The sequence below is a fragment of the Rhodomicrobium sp. Az07 genome (assembly GCF_018619475.1).
In the GTDB taxonomy this organism is placed as follows: Bacteria; Pseudomonadota; Alphaproteobacteria; order Rhizobiales; family Rhodomicrobiaceae; genus Rhodomicrobium.
The window spans coordinates 1-20,769 of sequence record NZ_JAHFZG010000018.1 but is presented as its reverse complement, the minus strand read 5'-3'; the positions used below and the strand labels follow the sequence as shown (position 1 = coordinate 20,769).

Genomic DNA, 20,769 nt, shown 5'->3' with positions numbered 1-20,769 from the left:
CCTTATCTCTGATTGTATCGCGCGATTGCCGCGATGCGATATCAGAACGGGTTCAGGCTCGCGCGCTCCGTGAACTTGAGATAGGCGACGCTGGCGCCGATCCGAAGGCCGAGCCCGGTGCGGATCGGTACGATGAGCGTGTCGCCGTTCTTGTAGACCGTCAGACCGACGCCGCCCGCGACATAGGCCGAACCGTCCAAGCCGGGGAAGCGGCGGTAGAGGGTGTGCGGGCTATCCAGATTGTAGACGAGAAACAGCGCGCGTGATCCCGTTGCGCCGATGTCCGCGCCGAACGACGGACCCTGCCAGTAGATTTTGGTCGGGCCGGTTTCAACCCCGTTCACCCGCGAATAAAGCCTTCCGTCGCCGTAGCGCAACCCTGCGAGGAACGCGCCGCCGCCCTCATCGCCGACGATATAGGCGTTAGGCTGGCCGAATTTCTGGAACGCGTAGTTCATGACGGCGGCAAGTTCCGACGTGACCGAACCGAACACGCCACGGCCGGCGTCGCGGATTTCCTGCACCGAATAAATGGGAGCGAACGGCGGTGAATAGGAGGATGGCGGCGGCGAGCTGAAGGTCACCGGCGGCAGGGTGTCGATTCCGCGAGGCGGCGTCAGCGCCGCGACCCTCTCTTCCTGCTTCGGCGCGGGCTTGAGCGACAAAGGCGCATTGGGATGAGGCGCAACGGTCGCGGCGGGGCGTGCCTGCTGTTGCGGCGGCGGCTGTTGCGGATTGCGCAACGCCTGCGATACGTTGGCCGACCACGGCACGTCCGTGGAGGCGGCGATGTCAGGCGTCACAGGCGAATTCTCGCCCGCCGCTTCGGCCGTTCGTACCGGATCGCGCGAGATGGGCGTCGCCGAATCGGCTTGCGGAAATGCATCCGCCTTCGGCAAGGCGTCGCTCTTGCCGCTTGCTATCTTGTAGGGATTCAGCGCCGGTTTGTCCGCCTCGGCTTCGAGTTGCGCGAGGATGAAACCAGCCTTCCGCCTCATGACGCCAATGAGCTTGTCATTGATCGTCTTGAGTTCGTTCAGCCGGTCGCACGAAATTTCGTTCTTCGGCGTGGCGTTGAGCGTGTCGAGTTGGCCGACCAGATCTTCAATATCCGAATTGAAGGATTGGAGCTTGGTGTCGTCCATCGCGGCCGCGGCGTGATCGGCCCGCTCGCCATCGCTCCAGCCCTTCGCCCTGGCGATGGCCATAAGCCGATCCTGGAAGCGCGTCTCGCTGTCACGGTTGAGTGTGCGGAGCGCCTGTGCCGTCTGATCGATCTGCTGGCTGAAGGCGCGTGTGTCGCAATTCTGCGCGGCATGGGCCGACGCAGGCATGAGTGCAACAAATGCGGCAAGTGCAAAATTATGTCTGAAAGTCATGGCTGCCCTCGCGCTCTGGTGGCATCCCCACCCGCGCACAATGGAGCGATTCGCGCCTCGACCCTAAGCCAAACAACGGCACGTCCCGCGTTCTCAAGAGCTTATGCGCGGGTATTCGATGCCTGTCATCACTTCTGCAATCGCCGCAACGAACCTCAACCCCGGCGCGACCATCGATCAAAGGCTGGGCGTTTTCATGGCGGTGCGGTGCCCGCCTTGAATCTCCGTCGCGATCCATGTTCCATGAAAGCCTTGGGGCACTCGAACCGGCAGCCGTATCCGGGCGACGGGTTTGCCGCCGATGTCGCCCGCGTCGAGGATGACGAGATCGCTCGTCGTACGCGCGCGGTCGTAGACGTAGCCCATCAGCCAGCCTTCGTCGTCGCCCGCCGCCTCCGACGCGGGTACCATGGTGAACTCGCTCGGGAGTTCGCCGTCGAAGCGGCGGCTGTCGACACGGCCGGTTTTCAGATCGTATTTCAGAAGCTCGGTGAAAACGCCATCCGCGAGGCTGCCATCGGTTGCGAGCGCGTAGACGGCGTTGTGGGGTAATCCCGTGCGGCGCTCGTCGATGCGGGGAAACTCGATGCTGCGGTCGTCGAGCGGCGTTTCATCTGCGCGGGTCGCTCCCGGCGCGATCCGCCAGCGCATGAGCGAGGCGGTGTCGAAGGCGTTTCGCTTCGGCCCATCGCGCCAATGCTCGTCATAGCGGGCTACGTCGAGAACGATAGCACCGCCCGCCTCCTCGAAGGCGTTCGCCACGTGATACACAAAGCACGGCTCGATATCGATCCAGCGCAAGCCCTCCGCGCCGCCGCCGCGCGGCAGCACGCCGAGCCTCGCGCCGTGGCTTTCGCTCCAGTGAAACGGCATCGTGCTGCCCGCCATGGCCGTCGGCATGTCGAACACCACGGGCAGGTCCATGAAGATCGCGTGGCGGGCCGTCAGCGCGAAATCATGGATCATGGTCGCGGCCTTCACGGGGATTTCGACGCTGCGGACGAGCGCACCCGCCGCATCCGCCACGTGATAGGTGAGGTATGGCGGGATCACCCGATAGCCGAAGAAGTGCATTTCGCCCGTCGTCGGGCAGATTTTCGGATGCGCGGTGCATGGGGTTTCGAGGCGGCCGCCGAAATCGTTGAAGCCGCGCGTCTCAAGCTCGCGCGAAATCTCCATGGGCAATGCGTTCTCGACGAGTGCCATGATGCGGTTCGCATGCGCGACAACGCTCGTGTTGGAAAGGGCGTAACGAATGTCGAGGCCGGACAGCGGATGGCGCGGCGCGCCCTCGAAGATCGGCGTTCGTACATAACGGTTGCGATACCACTGCGCCTTGCCGCCATCGATCGCGACGCCGTGAAGCATGCCGTCGCCGAGAAACCAGTGGCTCGACTGACCGTGGCGCGGGTTTGCGCCGTTTCGCATGTACAGGCCGGAAAGCTCCGGCGGGATCGCGCCTTCGACGGCGAGATCGAACGCGGTGATTTCTTCCGTCACCGGCGCGAAATTACCTTGCATCCAGAAGGGCGGCTCAACTCGATCCTGCATCGGCTCTCTACGTGTCTCCCGCGCAATTCAACCTGCCGCGCGTCGCGATTGTTCCGCGCCCTGTAACGAAACAGGCAACGCGACGCGATCTACGTAAGTATTTGTTGAGAAGGCGACCGACTTCTGATAAATCGTTCCGTATGCAAACGGATGAATTTCTCGATCTCGTCGACGAAAACGACATCGTCGTCGCAAGTCGGCCGCGTTCCGAAATCTATGCGGAAAATCTGCATAATTTTCGGGTGATCAACGCTTTCCTGGTCAACGGCAAAGGAGAGATCTGGACCCCGCGTCGAACAGCGCACAAGCGCATCTTTCCGCTCGCGCTCGACATGAGCGTCGGCGGCCACGTCGAAAGCGGCGAGACCTACGATGAAGCCTTCGCCCGCGAGACGCTCGAAGAACTCAGGATCGATATCGCAAAAGTGCCGTGGCGGCTTCTTGCCTACCTCAGTCCGGCACCGGGCGGCGTTCGCCCGCGCCAATTCATGAAGGTCTACGAGATAAGCGGCGACGAAACGCCCGACTACAACCGGGACGATTTCATCGAATCATTCTGGCTCAGGCCGCGCGAAATCCTCAACCGCATCGAGGCGGGCGAGGCCGCGAAGGGCGATCTGTCGGCTCTCGTGACGCGGTTCTATCTTTAGGCTCGCGCGTTGCGATCAATCCGCCGACTGCTTCCGATGCCGCTCGACGCCCGGATCGCGATATTTCCGAAGCTCGATCTTCGCGATGTGATTGCGATGCACCTCGTCGGGGCCGTCCGCGATGCGAAGCGTGCGGATCGTCGCGTAGTCATACGGCAGGCCGAAATCGTCGCACACGCCCGCGCCGCCATGCGCCTGAATGGCCCAGTCGATCACCTTGCATGCCATGTTCGGCGCGACGACCTTGATCATCGCGATCTCGGCCTGCGCGGCCTTGTTGCCGACCGTGTCCATCATATACGCGGCCTTGAGCGTGAGCAGCCGCGCCTGATCGATCGCCATGCGGCTTTCCGCGATGCGCTCCATCCACACGGTCTGATCGGAGATGCGCTTGCCGAACGCGACGCGCGCGTCGAGCCTGCGGCACATCTTTTCGAGCGCACGCTCGGCTCGGCCGATGGTGCGCATGCAATGGTGGATGCGGCCCGGCCCGAGGCGGCCCTGCGCGATCTCGAAGCCGCGTCCCTCGCCGAGAATGACGTTCTCCTGCGGCACGCGGACATTGTGGAAGCTCAACTGCCCGTGGCCGTGCGGCGCGTCGAGATAGCCGAACACCGGCAGCATGCGCTCCTTGTTCACTCCCGGCGTGTCCATCGGCACGAGGATCATGGATTGCTGGCGGTGGCGGTCGGGATTGTCCGGGTCGGTCTTGCCCATCAGGATGAGGATCTTGCAGCGCTTGTCGCCCGCGCCGGACGTCCACCATTTGCGGCCGTTGATGACGTAGTCGTCGCCGTGCTTGACGATGGAAATCGCGATGTTGGTCGCGTCGGACGATGCAACCTTCGGTTCGGTCATCGCGAAACCGGAGCGGATCTTGCCGTCGAGCAGCGGCTTCAGCCAGCGCTTCTTCTGTTCTTCCGTGCCATAGCGGACCAGCACTTCCATGTTGCCGGTGTCGGGTGCATTGCAGTTGAAGATTTCCGGCCCCCAGTGCGAGCGGCCCATGATTTCCGCAAGCGGCGCGTAATCGAGGTTCGAGAGGCCCGCGCCAAGCTCGCTATCCGGCAGGAACAGGTTCCAGAGCCCCTCCGCGCGCGCCTTCGCCTTCAGCTCTTCCATGAGCGCGAGCGGCTCCCAGCGATCCGCCTGCGTGTCCGCCGTCTCGAACAGCGCGGCCTCGTTCGGGTAGACGTGCTCGTCCATGAAGCGTTCGAGCCGCGCCTTGTAGTCGGCGGCTTTCGGCGAAAGCTGAAGGATGTCCGCCATCGTAGTTCAGCTAGCCTCCAGCCAGATAACGGCGAATGAATTGCGATAATCGATCCTTTGAAACGACCTCCAATTGATTTCCTCGTCGATCATAGAATTCACCATCATAGTGGCTTACATCCTCCTGCCCCTCGGTTTCAAATACGTAAACCGTCTTATCATAATACTGGACCGATTTAATATGTCTCGCAATATACTCCTTAAGTGGGCTCGAAAGCCTCGAATTTGCAACCTTGTCAGTTATCATTTGAAACATTTGGTCAGGCGTCTTTCCCAACGCCGTCCATTCATGGTTTACGCCGGAAACAGAAAATCCAAGCTGGTTCCTCGGAGTTATATTATACTGAGTGCATATCCTTTCGGTCGTACTTTGCTTGTCGGAAACGCCAACGATTACGTACCCTTTTCGTCCTTTCCGAATGCAAGCTATTGCAGCGCACGTCTTCAGAATTTTCTCGAAGCTTTCTTCGTCGAAAGCTTGGCTTCCATCAAGGCGCAAAAAGCCCTGCTTAAAATCGAAATACGATTGCTCGGTGAGCGATTGCGAGAGCAAGTTGTTTAACTGTGTAATCCAATGGATTTTTGCAGGATCGCTATCGCCGCTAGCTGGTTCGAATGCTTCCCTGTATAGACCAGAAATAGATTGAACTTTTGCATGCCGATCATCCCCGCCCCAGCGTCCTCCCTCGGGAATCGTGATGTTGTTAGCGCCGTTATTCATCCTTGATATAAGCAGATCTCTGTTTGACACTTCAAGTGCATCTCTAATAATTAACTTGTAAAAAGCGAGAAACACGACCTGAAAATATCTAGGCGCTCTATCTGGCCGTTGTTCAAACATTAACTGTCCGAATGTTCTTTTCGACGCCTCCAGCGTAACACGCAATTCATCCAGCGCACGCCTGAAGTCGTGTATCACAAGTTCCACGGATCTTTGTTGTACAGCAGCTTCGATTTCCGAAAATCTTTTCTGAGATGCATCAGATTTTGTTACGCCGTAAAAATCATCAAAATGCTCAGAGCGCGATGCAGGAGGTTGGGGCAACACCATATACGCGACAATATCGGCGATTATCTCCTCGTCTCGACTCTCCCTAACTTGTTCTTTTGTAAGTATATTTTGATTAACCCAGAAGATCTCTTCAACTGGTATGCCATAATCTAAGTCTCTATTCGTAATGCTGACCTTGGCCATCTTATTTAGGCTAAGGGAGTCCGAATAGCTCTCATCTCCTCGAACCTGCGCGGCTATCTTGCGCACGGCCGTTGCAAAATGACCCGTTGCGCCTGCTGTCCGCAGCTCCTGCCGGGAGAGTTTTCTACCTCCGGAGTTGATCCTACGAAAAACTTCGTCGACAGCGGATGGTTCGCTGAATTCAAAAATAGATACAGGTAGAGAATAAGTGGCTATCTGAACGCAGATATTCCTATCTAACGCCGGTGACTTTTGTTTTATTAGATTTCTATCTAGTAATTCTTTTGTGCCAGCCATCGCATTCAGGTCGAAATAACAGCCATCTACAGAAAATTCGTTCTCCAAGAACGATACTATTGAATTTAATCGCTGCATGCCGTCTATGATTTCGTAAGCCGATGGGTCGCGTCCAGCATTCTCCGCAAGTAAAATTATAGGAACGGGATATCCTCTTATAATTGAGTCAATAAAGCTTCTCTTCTCATCAAGAGTCCAAATCAATTTTCTCTGGTAGCGACGATTTACCCAGTATTTCTCACTTCGGTAGTTGCGATATACAGTCTCTATTGTGTCGCCCCTGACAGTCAATTCCTGTGTGGCACTCAATTTATTGGTCATAACAAAGCCTTATAATTTTTTCGAATTTAAAGTTCTAGATATTTGCGTTCGCCGCGATCTTCCAGCCCTCCCGCGCGAGCACTTGCGCGGCCTGCTCGGCCAGCGGCGCGCGCTTGTCGGCGGCGTTGCCTTGCAGGAAGCGCGCATAGACGCCTTGCGCGATGGCCGCAAAGCGGAAGAACGACAGCGCGATGAAGAAGGTGAGGTCCGGCACGCTGTCGCGGCCCGCGCGGCGGCAATAGGCGGCGACGATTTCATCCTCCGAGGGGATGCCGAGCGCGTTAAGGTCCACGCCCTTGAGGCCCTTCAGGATCGGCAATTCCTTCGGCGTGCGGTAGGCCATGCAGACATAGCCGAGATCCGCCAGCGGGTTGCCCAGCGTCGAAAGCTCCCAGTCGAGCACCGCGATGACGTGCGGCGCGTCGAGTTCGAACATGACATTGTCCAGCCGATAGTCGCCATGCGTAAGCGCGGGCTCATCCTCGGCGGGCAGGTTGGCGTTGAGCCACGCGATGAGTTTGTCCATCGCGTCGTTCGGCCCGGTTTTCGACGCCTCGTATTGCTCGGTCCAGCGCTTGAGTTGCCGCGCCGCGTAGCCATCGGTGCGGCCGAAATCGGCAAGGCCCAGCGCGCGGAAATCCACCTCGTGGATCGCGGCCAACGTCTCGGCGAAGGCGAGGTAAACCGCGCGGCGCTGGTTCTGATTGAGTTCCGGCAGCTTGTTGTCCGCGAAGATACGGCCGGGGTAATAGTCCATGACGTAGAACGGCGTCCCGATCACGGACGGGTCCTCGCAGAAAAGCTGCATCGAGACCACAGGGACGGGCGTGTCCTTCAGCGCCATCTGCACGCGATATTCGCGGTCGATGGCATGCGCGGAGGGCAGGAGCTTGCCCGGCGGCTGCTTCCGCAGCACGTACTTCCGCGATGCGGTCGTGATGAGGAAGGTCGGGTTCGACTGGCCGCCCTGAAATTGCTGGATCGTCGGATCGCCCACGAAATCCTGAAGATGCCGCTTGAGGTAATGTCGGAGCTTCGCTTCGTCGAAACGATGGCCTTCGGGAATGTCAATGAGTTCTGCCATGGTGATCACCCGATGGGGGTAAAGATGGATGCGCCGCCGTCCACGAGGAGGAACTGGCCTGTGATGTAGCGCGCGGCGTCGGATGCGAGAAACACGGCCACGCCCGCGATGTCTTCCGGCTCGCCGAGGCGCTTGAGGCACGTCATGTGCGCGACCGTCGCCGCGGCCTTCGGATTGTCGTACAAAGCCTTTGCGAAATCGGTCTTGACCACGCCGGGCGCGATGGAATTCACGCGGATGCCGCGCGGCCCCCACTCCACCGCGAGATTCCGAGCGAGTTGCGCTTCTGCGGCCTTCGAAATCGCATAGACGCCGATATTGGCCGCGCCGACGGTGGCCACGATGGACGACAGCAGGATCACCGAGCCGCCGCCGTTTTCCGCCATGCCCGGCAGCACGAGCTGGCACAGCCAGTTGGTCGCGGTGAGGTTCGTGGTCAGAACCTTGTTCCACACCTCATCCGACACCTCGGACGACGGACCATAAGCGGGGTTGATGGCGGCGTTCGGGATGAGCACGTCGATGCGGCCATATTCGCGCAGCGCATGCGCGACAAGCGTTTCGAGATCCGCCTTGACGCCGACATTGCAGGCGACAGCCGTCGCGCGACCGCCGCTTTCGCGGATTTCATCGACGACACGCTGACAAGCATCGATCTTGCGCGACGAGACCACGACGCTTGCGCCCGCTCGCGCCGCTTCCAGCGCGATGGCGCGACCGATGCCTCGCGACGATCCGGTGATCACGGCGACGCGGCCCGAAAGGTCGAACAGGCCCATGACGTTTCCCCAATGTTGAGGCGGTCTTTTGCCGCCACCTTGTTATTTGTGCGAAGCGGCGTCCGCGCCGTTCGGGAGGGTCGCTTGCATCGTCAGCGCGGCCATGTGGGTTTGCGCGTGGTGACGAGCGACTTGAGGAGCGGCGCGGGCTTCCAGCGGTCGCCGAAGCGCATGTGAAAAATGTCGATGTCGGACAGCACCTCGGCGAGACCACGCAACTCCGCGTATTTCATCGGGCCTCCGCGCCAGGCAGGGAAGCCGTAACCGTTGATATAGATCGTGTCGATGTCGCCGGAGCGATACACCACGCCCTGATCGAGGATGTTCGCCCCCTCGTTCACGAGCGCGTAAACCGTGCGCTTCACGATTTCCTGCTCGGACACCGATTTCACGCGCGGGCCAACTTCCCCGCGATAAGCTTCGATGATCGCGTCCGCCTCCGGGTCGGGAAGCGGGGCGCGACTTCCGGATTCGTAGCGATAGAAGCCCTTGCCGGTCTTCTGCCCGAAGCGCCCCGCATCGTAGAAGCGGTCCAGCAACGCCGATCCATAGGGCTTGCCCTGCTTCAGGCGGCGCTGGCGGATGTGCCAGTTGACGTCGATGCCGGTCAGGTCGAACACGGCGAACGGCCCCATGGCAAGGCCCCAGCGCGTCAGCGCATTGTCGACCTCGGCGGGAGTCGCTCCCTCTTCGAGGATGATCATCGCCTCGGTGACATATTTCTCCAGCATGCGGTTGCCCGCGAAGCCGTCGCAATTGCCGACCGCGACGCCGATCTTGCCGATCTTCTTCGCCACGGACAACGCGGTGGCGAGCACGTCCGCGTTCGTCTGCTTGCCCCGCACCACTTCGACGAGACGCTGCACGTTTGCGGGCGAGAAGAAATGCATGCCGATCACGTCGCCGGGACGCCGCGTGAAGCTTGCGATTTCGTCGATGTCGAGCGTCGAGGTATTGGACGCGAAAATCGCGCCCTTCTTGCAGGTGCGGTCGAGGTCGCGGAACACCTGTTCCTTGACGCCGATATCCTCGAACGCAGCCTCCACCACGAGGTCGACGTCGGCGAGATCCTTGTAATTGACTGTGCTTCGGATCGCGCTGAGGCGCTTGTTCATGCCGGGCTGATCGAGGCGGCCGCGCCGGACCATGCTTTCATAGTTCTTCGCGACGACGGAAAGCCCGCGTGACAGCGCCGCCTGATCGCGGTCGAGCACGATCACCGGAAAGCCCGCATTGGCGAAGGCCATGGCGATGCCGCCGCCCATGTGTCCCGAACCAACCACCGCAACGCTTCTTATGTCGCGCGGCGTGAGGTCGGTGCGGAAACCGGGGATCTTCGCGGCCTCGCGTTCGGCGAAGAACGTGTGGATCAGGGCTTTGCTCTGATCGTCGTCGAGCGCTTCGTTGAAGAGTTCGCGCTCACGCTTCAGCCCCTGACTGAACGGCAGATGCACCGCGCTTTCGACGGCGTCGACGCAGCGGAACTGCGCGTGCTGGAAGGGCTGGCGGCGGCGAAGCTCGTCGCGTCGCGACTCGAACAGATGCGAGCCGCGATCCGGAGCGATCTTCGCGCTCTGTTCGCGGGTTTTCGGATGCTTCGACAGGACAGCCTTCGATTTCGCGAAGGCGATGGCGGCGGACAGGATATCTCCGTCGACCACGTCGTCGACGAGGCCGATCAGCTTGGCCTTCGCCGCCGGGACGAGGTCGCCGGATATGATCATATCGAGCGCGGGCTTCGCGCCGACGAGTCGCGGCAGCCGCTGCGTGCCGCCGCCGCCGGGCAAAAGGCCGACCTTCACTTCGGGCAGGCCGAGGAAAGCGTCCTTTGCGGCGATGCGGTAATGGCAGGCCAGCGCCACCTCGAGGCCGCGCGCGACGGGGGTGCCGTGAAGCGCCGCCACGACGGGCTTCGGCAGATCTTCGAGGGCGGCGCAGATGTCATTGATGTCCGCGCCCGAATAGGGATGCGTCAGTTCGTAAATGTCCGCGCCCGCAGCGAAATTTCGTCCGGCGCCGATCAGGACGACCGCTTTCGCGGCCGGGTCCGCCTCCGCCTTGCCGATAGCGAGCATGAGGCCGTCGCGCACTTCGTTCGAGACGACGTTCAGCGGCGGATTGTCGACGGTGATGACACCGACGCCGTCCTTCGTTTCGTATGTTACGAGACTTCGGGCCATCATTTCTCCCGGGGGAATCGTTGTGTTCGTCTTATTGTTCGGCCACTCCGAACATTACCGGTTGCGGGAGGGAACCGTCAACGTCCAACGGGTCGCGCTACGCCAGCGCATGCCAGAACGCGCGGGGCTCGGAATGCGACGTGGAGTTTGTCACCTAGGCCGCCTGAACCGCGAGCGTGCGATGATCGAGCGCGGCAGCGATGAGCGCCTTCGTATAATCGCTCTTCGGATGCTCGAAAATCTCTCTCGTCGGTCCTTCCTCCACCACCACGCCGTTGCGCATCACGATGACGTAGCTCGCGAGCGCGCGCATGACCTTGAGGTCGTGGCTGATGAAGAGATAGGCGAGGCCGCGCTTCTTCTGGAGGCCGCTCAAGAGGTCAACGATCTGCGCCTGCACCGAAACGTCGAGCGCGCTTGTCGGCTCGTCGAGCATGAGGAAGCGCGGTTCCAGGATCATGGCGCGGGCGATTGAGATGCGCTGACGCTGGCCGCCGGAGAATTCATGCGGGTAGCGATCCTGCCACTCGGGGTTGAGCCCGACTTCATCCAGCGCGGCCGAAACGCGCGCGCGGCGCTCCTCGCGGCTCATGTCGGGGTTCTGGATGAGCAGCCCTTCCTCGATGATCTGGCCGACCGAAAGGCGGGGACTGAGCGAACCGAACGGGTCTTGAAACACGATCTGCATTTCGCGCCGGAGCGGCCGCATCTCGCGCGACTTCAGCCCGTCGATGCGCTGGCCAGCGTAGACGATCTTTCCCTCGCTCGAAATGAGCCGCAGCATGGCGAGGCCCAGCGTCGTCTTGCCGGAGCCCGACTCGCCCACGATGCCGAGCGTCTGCCCGGCGCGCAGCTTGAAGGACACGCCGTCCACCGCCTTGATGTGATCGACCGTCTTTTGCAGGAAGCCGCGCTTGATCGGAAACCACACCTTCAGGTCGTCGGCCTTCAGCACAACGGGCGCGGTTTCGTCGAGCGGCGGCGCTTCGCCTTTGGGTTGCGCGGCGAGAAGCTGCTTCGTGTAGGGATGCTGCGGGTTGGTGAACACCTCCTCCGCCGCGCCGCGCTCCACGACGAGCCCGTCCTTCATCACGCAGGTGCGATCCGCCATCTTGCGGACGATGCCGAGGTCGTGCGTGATGAGCAGCAGCGCCATGCCGAGTTCGCGCTGAAGGTCTTTCAGCAGGTCGAGGATCTGCGCCTGAATGGTCACATCGAGCGCGGTTGTCGGCTCGTCCGCGATGAGCAGGTCCGGCTCGTTCGCGAGCGCCATGGCGATCATCACGCGTTGGCGCTGGCCGCCCGAAAGCTGGTGCGGATAAGCGCCGAGGCGGCTTTCGGGGTCGCGGATGCCGACCTTGGTTAGGAGTTCCAGCGTGCGCTTGCGGGCCGCCGTGTTCGACATGCCTTTATGGACCTTCAGCACCTCGCTGACTTGCGTCTCCACCGTTTGAAGCGGATTGAGCGAGGTCATCGGCTCCTGAAAGATGATGGAGATGCGGTTGCCGCGCACGCGGCGGATGTCCGCTTCCTTCGCCTTCAGAAGATCCTGCCCCTCGAACCAGATTTCGCCGATGGGGTTCGTCGCGTCGCCCACGGGCAGCAGGCGCAGGATCGAAAGCGCCGACACGGTCTTGCCGGAGCCCGACTCGCCGACGAGCGCGAGCGTCTCGCCCTTGTTGATGTCGAAGGAGACATCGCGCGCGGCAAAAACGTCCGGCGCGGTGCCGGAAAATTTCACCGCGAGGTTCCGCACTTCGATCAACGGCGCTTCTGCCGGAGCGGTTTCGACGGGCGTTGTCTGTGTCGCTTGCGTTTCGGTCATCGGCCTAGCTCCCCGTCGCGACATGGTTCACGCGCATGGTCTTCCTCGGGTCGAGCGCATCGCGCACGGCCTCGCCTACGAAGACGAGCAGGCTCAACATCAGCGCGATGGTGAAGAACGCGGTCAAGCCCAGCCACGGCGCTTGCAGGTTCTGCTTGCCCTGCTGGAGAAGTTCGCCGAGCGACGGCGAGCCGGGCGGCAGGCCGAAGCCGAGATAATCCAGCGCCGTCAGCGCCGTGATCGCGCCGCCGAGGATGAACGGCGCGAAGGTGACGGTCGCGACCATGGCGTTCGGCAGGATGTGCTTGAACATGATCTGCACGTTCGACAGGCCGAGCGCGCGCGCCGCTCGCACATATTCGAAGTTTCGGCCGCGCAGGAACTCCGCGCGCACGGGGCCGACGAAGGCCGTCCACTCGAAGAGGAGCATGATGAACAACAGCCACCAGAAGCCGGGCGCGAGGATCGCCGACAGGATCAGGAGGATGTAAAGCCGTGGCAGCGATCCGATGATCTCGATGAAGCGCTGCATGAGAAGGTCGGTCCAGCCGCCGAAATAGCCCTGGATCGCGCCGAGCGTCACGCCGATCAGCGCCGAGAAAATGGTGAGGAACAGCCCGAACAGCACGGAGATGCGGAAGCCGTAGATCACGCGCGCGAGCACGTCGCGGCCCTGATCGTCGGTGCCGAGCCAGTTTTCCCACGATGGCGGCGCGGGCGCGGGCACCGGCAGGTCGAGCTTGATCGTGCGGTAGCTATACGGGATGAGCGGCCACACCATCCAGCCGTTCTTCTCTTCGATGAGGCGTTTCACCTCGGGATCGCGGTAATCGGCCTCGGTCTCGAACTCGCCGCCGAACTGCTTCTCCGTGTACATCTTGAAGATCGGCGTATAGATCGCGCCGTCGTACTTCACGAGGAAGGGTTTGTCGTTCGCGACGAACTCGGCGAACAACGTCACGAAGAACAGCACCGTGAAAAGGATGAAGCTGTAGAAGCCGCGCTTGTTCGACTTGAAGATCCACCATCGCCGCTGGTTGAGCGGCGAGAGGTGGAACAGGCCGCGCTTCTGCGTCACGGGCGCGGCGGCATCCGCAGGGCCTGTTTCTTCGGGAGCGTCTGGCGCGCGGTCGACGCGAATGTCCATGGCCTAGACCTCCCTCGTCTCGAAATCGATGCGCGGATCGACCCATGTGTAAACGAGGTCCGACACCAGGTTGAGCAAAAGGCCGATGGCCGAGAAGATGTAGAGCGTGGCGAACACCACCGCGTAATCGCGGTTCAGGACGCTCTCGAAGGAGAGGCGGCCTAACCCGTCGAGCGAGAAGATCGTCTCGATCAGGAGCGCGTTGGTGAAGAACGCCGAAATGAACGCCGCCGGAAAGCCCGAAATCACGAGCAGCATCGCGTTGCGAAACACGTGGCCGTAGAGCACGCGCGTTTCGGTGAGGCCCTTCGCGCGCGCCGTCATCACATATTGCTTCCTGATTTCGTCGAGGAACGAGTTCTTTGTCAGGAAGGTGATGGTCGCGAGCGAGGAAATCACCATCGCGGTGATGGGCAGCGCCAAATGCCAGAAATAATCGAGGATCTTTTCAGGCCACGAAAGCTGCGCGAAATTGTCGGAGACGAGGCCACGCAGCGGGAACAAGTCGAGGAAAGAGCCGCCAGCGAACAAAACGATGAGGAAGATCGCGAACAGGAAGCTTGGGATCGCATAGCCGATAATGACGACGCTCGATGTCCACACGTCGAAGCGCGAGCCGTCCTGCACCGCCTTGCGGATGCCGAGCGGGATCGAGATCAGATAGGTGAGAAGCGTCAGCCATAGCCCGAGCGAGATCGACACCGGCAGCTTTTCCTTGATGAGCTGGAGCACGCTGACATCCCGGAAATAGCTCTGGCCGAAGTCGAAGGTGAGGTAGCTCGTCATCATGTGCAGGAAGCGCTCGACGGGCGGTTTGTCGAAGCCGAACTGCTTTTCGAGGCTCTTGATAAGCTCGGGGTCGAGCCCGCGCGCGCCGCGATAGGAGCCACCGCCACCCGCATCCTGACCGGGCGCGGCCATTTTCGAGAAGTCGCCGGTGGAGGAGCCTCCGATGCGCGCGGTGGCATCGACATTCGTGCCCTGAAGTTGCGCGATGATTCGCTCGATCGGGCCGCCGGGGGCAAACTGGATGATGATGAAGCTGATCAGCATGATGCCGAGCAGCGTGGGGATCATCAGGGCCAGGCGTCGGACGATATATGCGGTCATCTTTCCCTTGTTGCTTGGCTTGGCGCGGCCTCCGCTGGCGGCGACTTCGTTCGCGGCTCTGCGGCGGATCGCACCCGCTGAATTCTCAAGCCGCGACGGTCGGTCCTTGCGGCGTCACGTGGCGCGTACGGGCGCGCGTTCAGCCCCATGGTGCGCCTCGGTGCTTGCCCCATCCTTTACGGGCTGAGGCGGCGTTTGCGCGGCGCGAGACTATGTCCGCCAAAACACTTGCGGCCACCCCATATATCTCCACTATGGTAAACGGCGGTAAGATCCTCTTAACGACTTTCAGTGTGTTGCAAGCATAGGCTGAAGCATTGCCGTCCGGGGTTTGTCGGTTGTGCCCAACACCGTATGGAAAGCTGCTCGCAATCGCAAGGGATAGACTTGCATTTCGAAGCGACACGCCGACAAAGGCGCACGCACGCGCGGCTTTCTCTGTCCGCCCTTTCGCTTATCCTCCGAGCTTGGCGGCCTTCTCCGCGTCGATCCACCATGTGTCGAGAATGGCCGGATCGTATGCGGGCTTGACGGCGGGACGCGCGAACTTGTCCCACATCGCTATGTGGTGCGCAGCCTTGTACCACTGCGGCACCCAGTAATGCCCGGCGCGCAACACGCGGTCGAGCGCGCGGCACGCGGTGCGCAGCTCGTCGCGGCTTTTCGCGGCAAGCACCTTGTCGATCAGCGCATCAACGACAGGATCGGCAATGCCGGAGAGATTATAGCTGCCGTCCTCCTTGCCCGCCTCGCTGTTCCAGAACGCGCGAACCTCCGGACCGGGCGTCTGCGAGAGGGAATAGCGCTGCGTGCTGATATCGAAATCGTAGCGCCGGAGCCGCTCCTGTTCCTGCGCGGGATCGATGCGGCGAAGCGTTGCCTTCACGCCGAGGTCGGAGAGCCTGCCCGCGTAGGGGCCGACGATGCGCTCGGTAACGGGATCGTCAACGAGGAACTCAAGGTCGAGCGTTTCGCCTTTCGCGTTCTTGCGCACGCCGCCGTCGAGCTTCCAGCCTGCCCCGTCGAGAAGTCGCGATGCCTCGCGAATACTCGGTCGGAAGCGGCCCGAACCATCGGTGACCGGCGGCGTATACGGCTCGCCGAACACCTCGGGCGGAAGCTTTTCGCGGAACGGTTCGAGCAGGGCAAGTTCGGCGTCAGACGGCTTGCCTTCGGCCTTCAGGTCGGAATTTTCGAAGTAGCTCGCCGTGCGGGTGTAAAGGCCAAAGAACAGCGCCTTGTTCGTCCACTCGAAGTCGAAGGCGTAGTCGAGCGCCTTGCGAACGCGGCTATCGGCGAGATTTTCGCGACGCGTGTTGAGGAAAAAGCCCTGCGCGCCGGAAGGGCGGCCATCCGGCAGCGTCAGCTTGACGATCTTGCCTTCGCGGACGGCGGGCACATCATATTCGGTGGCCCAGCTTTTCGAGGTGAATTCCTCGCGCAGATCGTAGGCGCGCGCCTTGAACGCTTCGAGGCCCACCGCGCGGTCGCGATAATATTCGAAGCGGATCGTATCGAAATTGTACCGCCCGCGATTGACCGGCAGATCGGCGGCCCAATAGTCCTTGCGGCGATTGTAACTGACGAAGGTGCCCTGCCGGAACTCGCCCACCTCGTAGGGGCCTGAGCCGAGCGGCGGGTCGAGGCTTTCCTTCAGGAAGTCGTTCGCCGTGTAGAAAGCCTTCGAAAAGATGGGCAACTGCGCCACCATAAGCGGCAGGTCACGCAGGTTATCGCCCTTAAAAGTGTAGCGCACCGTCTGCGGGTCGACCGCCGCAGCGCTCACGACATCGCGCAGCATCATCTGATAGCGCGGATGGCCGTCCTTCTTCAGCTTGTCGAGCGTGAACACCACGTCATCCGCCGTGAGCAGGCTGCCGTCGCGAAAGCGCGCCTCGGGGCGAAGGTAGAACGTCGCCGACAGCCTGTCGTCCGCCACTTCGGCCGAATGCGCGACAAGGCCATAAACGGCGTCGGGTTCGTCCATCGCGCGCGCCATAAGCGAGTCGAACAGGACGCCGACGCCTTCCGGCGCGTCGCCGCGTAAAATGTAGGCGTTGAAGTGATTAAACGTGTTGATCGAACTCGTCGGCATCGTCGCCAGCCGTCCGCCTTTCGGGGCGTCCGGGTTCACATAGTCGAAGTGCTTGAACTCGGCGGGATATTTCAGCGTGCCGAAGGAGGAAAGCCCGTGTGTGCGCTCCGCCGCATCTGCGGTTACCGCGAAGACGAGCATCGCCATTGAAAAGAGCGCGGCGACAAACGCGCGTCCGCGCCACGCGTGCGGCAGCCTGGGAGCCTCATATGTCCTCATTTCAAACCGTTCTTTGCGGCGAGTTCAGCGTCAAACCACCAAACATCGGGGAAGCCGATTGTGATCCTCGGCAGGGGATTAGGCGAGCCGAACTTGTTCCAGTAGGCGATGCGCTCCGTTGCCGAGTGCCATTGAGGAATAACGAAAGCGCTCCAGAGAAGGACGCGGTCGAGCGCCCGGCAGGCCGTGACGAGCGCGTCGCGGTTCGGCGCGAAAATGATCTTGTCGACGAGAGCGTCGACGGCGGGGTTCTTGATGCCGATCAGGTTGTTGCTTCCGGTCTGGTCGGCGGCCGCCGAACTCCAGAATTCGCGTTGCTCGTTGCCGGGCGATTCCGATTGCGCGAAGACACTCACGATGATGTCGAAGTCGAACGTGTCTTCGCGGCGCTTCATCTCGGTGGAATCCACGAGCCGCACATTCGCGTCGATGCCGAGCCTGCGAAGGTTCTCCACGTAGGGCAGGATCACGCGCTGGAACGTCTCGGATGCAATGAGAAATTCCACCGTGAACGGCTCGCCCGTCGGACTTACCAGCTTGTTGTTGACGACGTTATATCCCGCCTTCTTCAGAAGGCGGGCGGCCTGACGAAGATTAGTGCGAAAATCGGTCGGGTCCTTGTTCACCGGGTTCCGAAATTCCTCGGTGAACACTTCCGGCGGGATCTTGTCGCGCAGCGGTTCCAGAAGCTCAAGCTCGGCGGGCGAAGGCAAACCCTTGGCCGCGAGTTCCTGCCCCTCGAAGAAGCTGTTCGTGCGCGTGTACTGGCCATAGAAAAGGTTCTGGTTCGTCCACTCGAAGTCGAAAGCCAGATTGAACGCGCGGCGAACGCGGACGTCCTCGAATTTCGGGCGGCGGATATTGAACACAAAGCCCTGCATCGGTTTCGGCGTTTCAAGCTTTACTTCGCGCTTGACCACCTTCCCCTCGCGCAATGCCGGGAAATCATAGGCCGTGGCCCATGTCTTCGCGCTCGACTCGCGCCGGAAGTCGTATTGCCCGGCCTTGAACGCCTCCATCGACACGTTCAGATCGCCGTAATACTGGAATTCGAGCGTGTCGAAATTGTTCTCGCCCGCGCGCACGGGAAGGTCGCGGCCCCAATAGGCGGGAACGCGCTCGAAGGCGATCCACTCGCCCGGCCGCGTCGCCTTCACCTTGTAGGGCCCGGAGCCCAAGGGCGGTTCGAGCGAAGTTTTCGAGATGTCGCGCGCGTTGCCGCTTTCGTCGCGGCCCTCCCACCAGTGCTTGGGATACACCACGAGTTCGCCCACGATGAAGGGCAATTCGCGGTTGCCGGAGACATCGAAGGTGAACGTCACCTCATGCACGCCGGTCTTCTCGCCCTTGACCACGTTCTTGTAATACTGCGCAAGGAGCGGCTGCCAGGGCGCGCCCGTCTCGGGATCCTTGCCCTTCGCGACGTCCATGCTGAAGATCACGTCTTCCGGGGTTACGGCCACGCCATCGTGCCAGCGCGCGCCTTCCCGCAGCTTGAACGTGACGGACGAACGATCTTCCGGGAAGCTGACCCACTCGCACAGAAGGCAGTATTGCGTGGAGCCTTCCTCACGAGACGTTATCATGAGCGCTTCGAAAACGAGGTCCGCGCCGCGCGACATGCCCGGCGCGATGTTGCCGCGAAAGACCGCCGGATTGAGATTGTCATAGGGCGCGGCGGAGGCGAGCCGAACCGTGCCGCCTTTGGGCGCCTGCGGATTGACGCCGTCGAAATGCTTGAAATCGGCCGGATATTTCGGCTCGCGCACCAGCGAAAGCGCGTGGTGCTTTTCAGGCTCGGCGAACGCGGGCGCGGCGACGGCAAATCCGATCAGCGCGGCGAACAGCAAATGCACGAAATGGGGCATGAGGCTTGCGACCTTCTTTTCAGCTATTTTGAAGGTAGACACGCAGCATGCCCGCTTCCACTTAAAGATCCTTCATGCGGGGCGCGACCTTGCAAAGCCTGTGGACGACGACGAAATCGCGCGCCCGGACGCGAAAAGCCCCGGCCGCGCGAACGCTCCGGGGCTGCGATGCGATAGCGAGGAGGGCGCGCCGCCTCTATTTTTCGACGAACGCCTTTTCGAGCACGAAGTCGCCCGGCTCGCCGTGATTGCCTTCTTCCCAGCCAAGGCCGGTGAGCAGCGTCTTGATGTCGGCGAGCATCGCCGGGCTGCCGCACATCATGACGCGGTCGTCATCGCGGTTGAGGTGGGGCAGGCCGATGTCGCTGTAGAGCTTGCCGGACACCATGAGATCGGTGATGCGGCCCATGTTGCGATATTGCTCGCGCGTGACCGTGGGATAATAGACGAGCTTCTCGCGCACCACCTCGCCGAGGAACTCGTCGCGCGGCAGTTCGCTCGTGAGCCATTCATTGTAGGCGAGGTCGTTCACCTGACGCACGCCGTGAACGAGGACGATCTTCTCGTAGGCTTCGTAGGTGTCGGGATCGCGAATGATGCTGAGGAAGGGCGCAAGGCCCGTGCCGGTGCTCAGAAGATACAGATGCTTGCCGGGCTTCAAATTGTCGATGACGAGCGTGCCCGTGGCCTTCTTGCCGACGAGGATCGTATCGCCGTCCTTGATGTGCTGAAGGCGCGAGGTCAGCGGGCCGTTCTGCACCTTGATGCTGAAGAATTCGAGCGTGTCGTCGTAGTTCGCGCAGGCCATGCTGTAGGCGCGGAGCAGCGGCTTGCCGTCGACCTTGAGGCCGATCATCGTGAATTCGCCGTTGCGGAAGCGGAATGTCTGATCGCGCGTGGTCCGGAAGGTGAAAAGGTCGCCGTTCCAATGTTTCACGGCCAAGACTTTTTCTTCGTAGAACGCGCCCATTTGCAGAACTTCCCTGTCGAGATGATGCCGGTGTCGTTAGTTGAGCCATATTACATGGCTGTCAATTCTCTGCCGCGCCGCAGATAGCATGGCTGCTATGCGGAGACAATATGGCGGCGGGAATTTGTAGCTGCGACGAACGCCGCTTGCTGGAATTATTCCGCGTTTAACATGACAAGGTGGTTGGGCAAAAGGTTTTCTTTTGCCGCATCTGGAGGGAAATGGGTTGCAAGATGAGCGCCGATCTTGTGAACCGCTTCCACAAGGCCCGCCGCAGGCTCGCCCCGCCCGATCCGATCCGTTAGCCGGTCGACGATCTTTTTCCACTCCGCGTCGGGCACTTTCTCGTGAATGCCCGCGTCGACGAGGATTTCAGCGCGGCGCTCCGCTTGCGACACGAAAACGAGCACACCCGTATGCCCGGCCGTCGTGTGAATGTCCTGCGCGACAAATTGCTGCGCCGCGCGCTGATGTACGCGCTGGCGGCGAACGCTCGCCGGAACAAGCACATAGCGAAGCGACGGATAATGCAGGAGGAGCGCCAGAGCCGCGAAAACGCCGAGCTGGATGATGTAGATCGTCTGCACCGGCATCCACGTCCAGTGAATCAGCGGCCACGGAACGACGAGCGCGACAAGCGCCGCCCACATATACGGCACATAATAATAGTCGCTGCTCGCCCGCGCGATCACGACGACGATCTCGCCCGAGGTGCGCGCTTCTTCCTCGGCGATGGCGTGTTCGATGGCCTTTTGCTCGGCGTGCGAAATCATGTGTTTGCCTCCCCTACCAGTCGCCGGATGCGCCGCCGCCGCCGAAATCCCCGCCAC

The 20,769-nt window shown here is 61.2% G+C and carries 15 protein-coding genes; 1 reads left to right on the top strand and 14 read right to left on the bottom strand.

Annotated features, from left to right (window positions below; genetic code table 11):
- Window positions 1-41 precede the first annotated feature (41 nt).
- Entirely contained in the window at window positions 42-1,379 is a 1,338-nt protein-coding gene (locus KKP04_RS12840; RefSeq protein WP_215032001.1) for a DUF1134 domain-containing protein, read from the bottom strand.
- A 177-nt stretch (window positions 1,380-1,556) separates the two neighbouring features.
- Entirely contained in the window at window positions 1,557-2,930 is a 1,374-nt protein-coding gene (locus tag KKP04_RS12835) for a carotenoid oxygenase family protein (protein ID WP_215031997.1), read from the bottom strand.
- Window positions 2,931-3,070: 140 nt separating this feature from the next.
- Between KKP04_RS12835 and KKP04_RS12830 the strand changes: the two genes are divergently transcribed.
- Complete coding sequence (locus KKP04_RS12830) at window positions 3,071-3,580, top strand: NUDIX domain-containing protein (protein WP_215031994.1); 510 nt, start codon at window positions 3,071-3,073, stop codon at window positions 3,578-3,580.
- A gap of 15 nt (window positions 3,581-3,595) precedes the next feature.
- Here the strand turns inward: KKP04_RS12830 and KKP04_RS12825 are convergent, their stop codons facing one another.
- The 12 genes from KKP04_RS12825 to KKP04_RS12770 all read right to left on the bottom strand — a co-directional run.
- A complete protein-coding gene (locus KKP04_RS12825) occupies window positions 3,596-4,849 on the bottom strand; it encodes an acyl-CoA dehydrogenase family protein (RefSeq protein WP_215031991.1) in 1,254 nt (417 codons plus the stop codon).
- A 10-nt stretch (window positions 4,850-4,859) separates the two neighbouring features.
- Window positions 4,860-6,662 (bottom strand): DUF262 domain-containing protein, encoded by a 1,803-nt coding sequence (locus KKP04_RS12820; RefSeq protein WP_215031988.1) that lies wholly within the window; start codon window positions 6,660-6,662, stop codon window positions 4,860-4,862.
- A 34-nt stretch (window positions 6,663-6,696) separates the two neighbouring features.
- On the bottom strand, window positions 6,697-7,746 hold the full coding sequence (locus KKP04_RS12815) for a phosphotransferase (RefSeq protein ID WP_215031985.1): 1,050 nt from the start codon (window positions 7,744-7,746) through the stop codon (window positions 6,697-6,699).
- A gap of 5 nt (window positions 7,747-7,751) precedes the next feature.
- Window positions 7,752-8,525, bottom strand: a complete 774-nt coding sequence (locus KKP04_RS12810) for an SDR family NAD(P)-dependent oxidoreductase (protein WP_215031982.1) — start codon at window positions 8,523-8,525, stop codon at window positions 7,752-7,754.
- A gap of 92 nt (window positions 8,526-8,617) precedes the next feature.
- Entirely contained in the window at window positions 8,618-10,705 is a 2,088-nt protein-coding gene (locus KKP04_RS12805; protein WP_215031979.1) for a 3-hydroxyacyl-CoA dehydrogenase NAD-binding domain-containing protein, read from the bottom strand.
- 154 nt (window positions 10,706-10,859) lie between these two features.
- Window positions 10,860-12,530 carry an ABC transporter ATP-binding protein gene (locus KKP04_RS12800; RefSeq protein ID WP_215031976.1) on the bottom strand — a complete coding sequence of 557 codons (1,671 nt, stop codon included), beginning with the start codon at window positions 12,528-12,530 and terminating at the stop codon, window positions 10,860-10,862.
- A 4-nt stretch (window positions 12,531-12,534) separates the two neighbouring features.
- Window positions 12,535-13,677 (bottom strand): ABC transporter permease, encoded by a 1,143-nt coding sequence (locus KKP04_RS12795; protein WP_215031973.1) that lies wholly within the window; start codon window positions 13,675-13,677, stop codon window positions 12,535-12,537.
- Between the two features lie 3 nt (window positions 13,678-13,680).
- Window positions 13,681-14,787: a microcin C ABC transporter permease YejB gene (locus KKP04_RS12790; RefSeq protein ID WP_215031969.1), complete on the bottom strand. Its 1,107-nt coding sequence runs from the start codon at window positions 14,785-14,787 to the stop codon at window positions 13,681-13,683.
- Window positions 14,788-15,241: 454 nt separating this feature from the next.
- Window positions 15,242-17,101 carry an extracellular solute-binding protein gene (locus tag KKP04_RS12785; RefSeq protein WP_215031966.1) on the bottom strand — a complete coding sequence of 620 codons (1,860 nt, stop codon included), beginning with the start codon at window positions 17,099-17,101 and terminating at the stop codon, window positions 15,242-15,244.
- Window positions 17,098-19,011 carry an extracellular solute-binding protein gene (locus KKP04_RS12780; protein ID WP_371818802.1) on the bottom strand — a complete coding sequence of 638 codons (1,914 nt, stop codon included), beginning with the start codon at window positions 19,009-19,011 and terminating at the stop codon, window positions 17,098-17,100. Before KKP04_RS12780 ends, KKP04_RS12785 begins: the two co-directional genes overlap by 4 nt.
- A 154-nt stretch (window positions 19,012-19,165) precedes the next feature.
- Entirely contained in the window at window positions 19,166-19,939 is a 774-nt protein-coding gene (locus tag KKP04_RS12775; RefSeq protein ID WP_215031963.1) for a ferredoxin--NADP reductase, read from the bottom strand.
- A 155-nt stretch (window positions 19,940-20,094) separates the two neighbouring features.
- On the bottom strand, window positions 20,095-20,769 hold a 675-nt coding region (locus tag KKP04_RS12770), incomplete at its 5' end, for a TPM domain-containing protein (protein WP_371818801.1).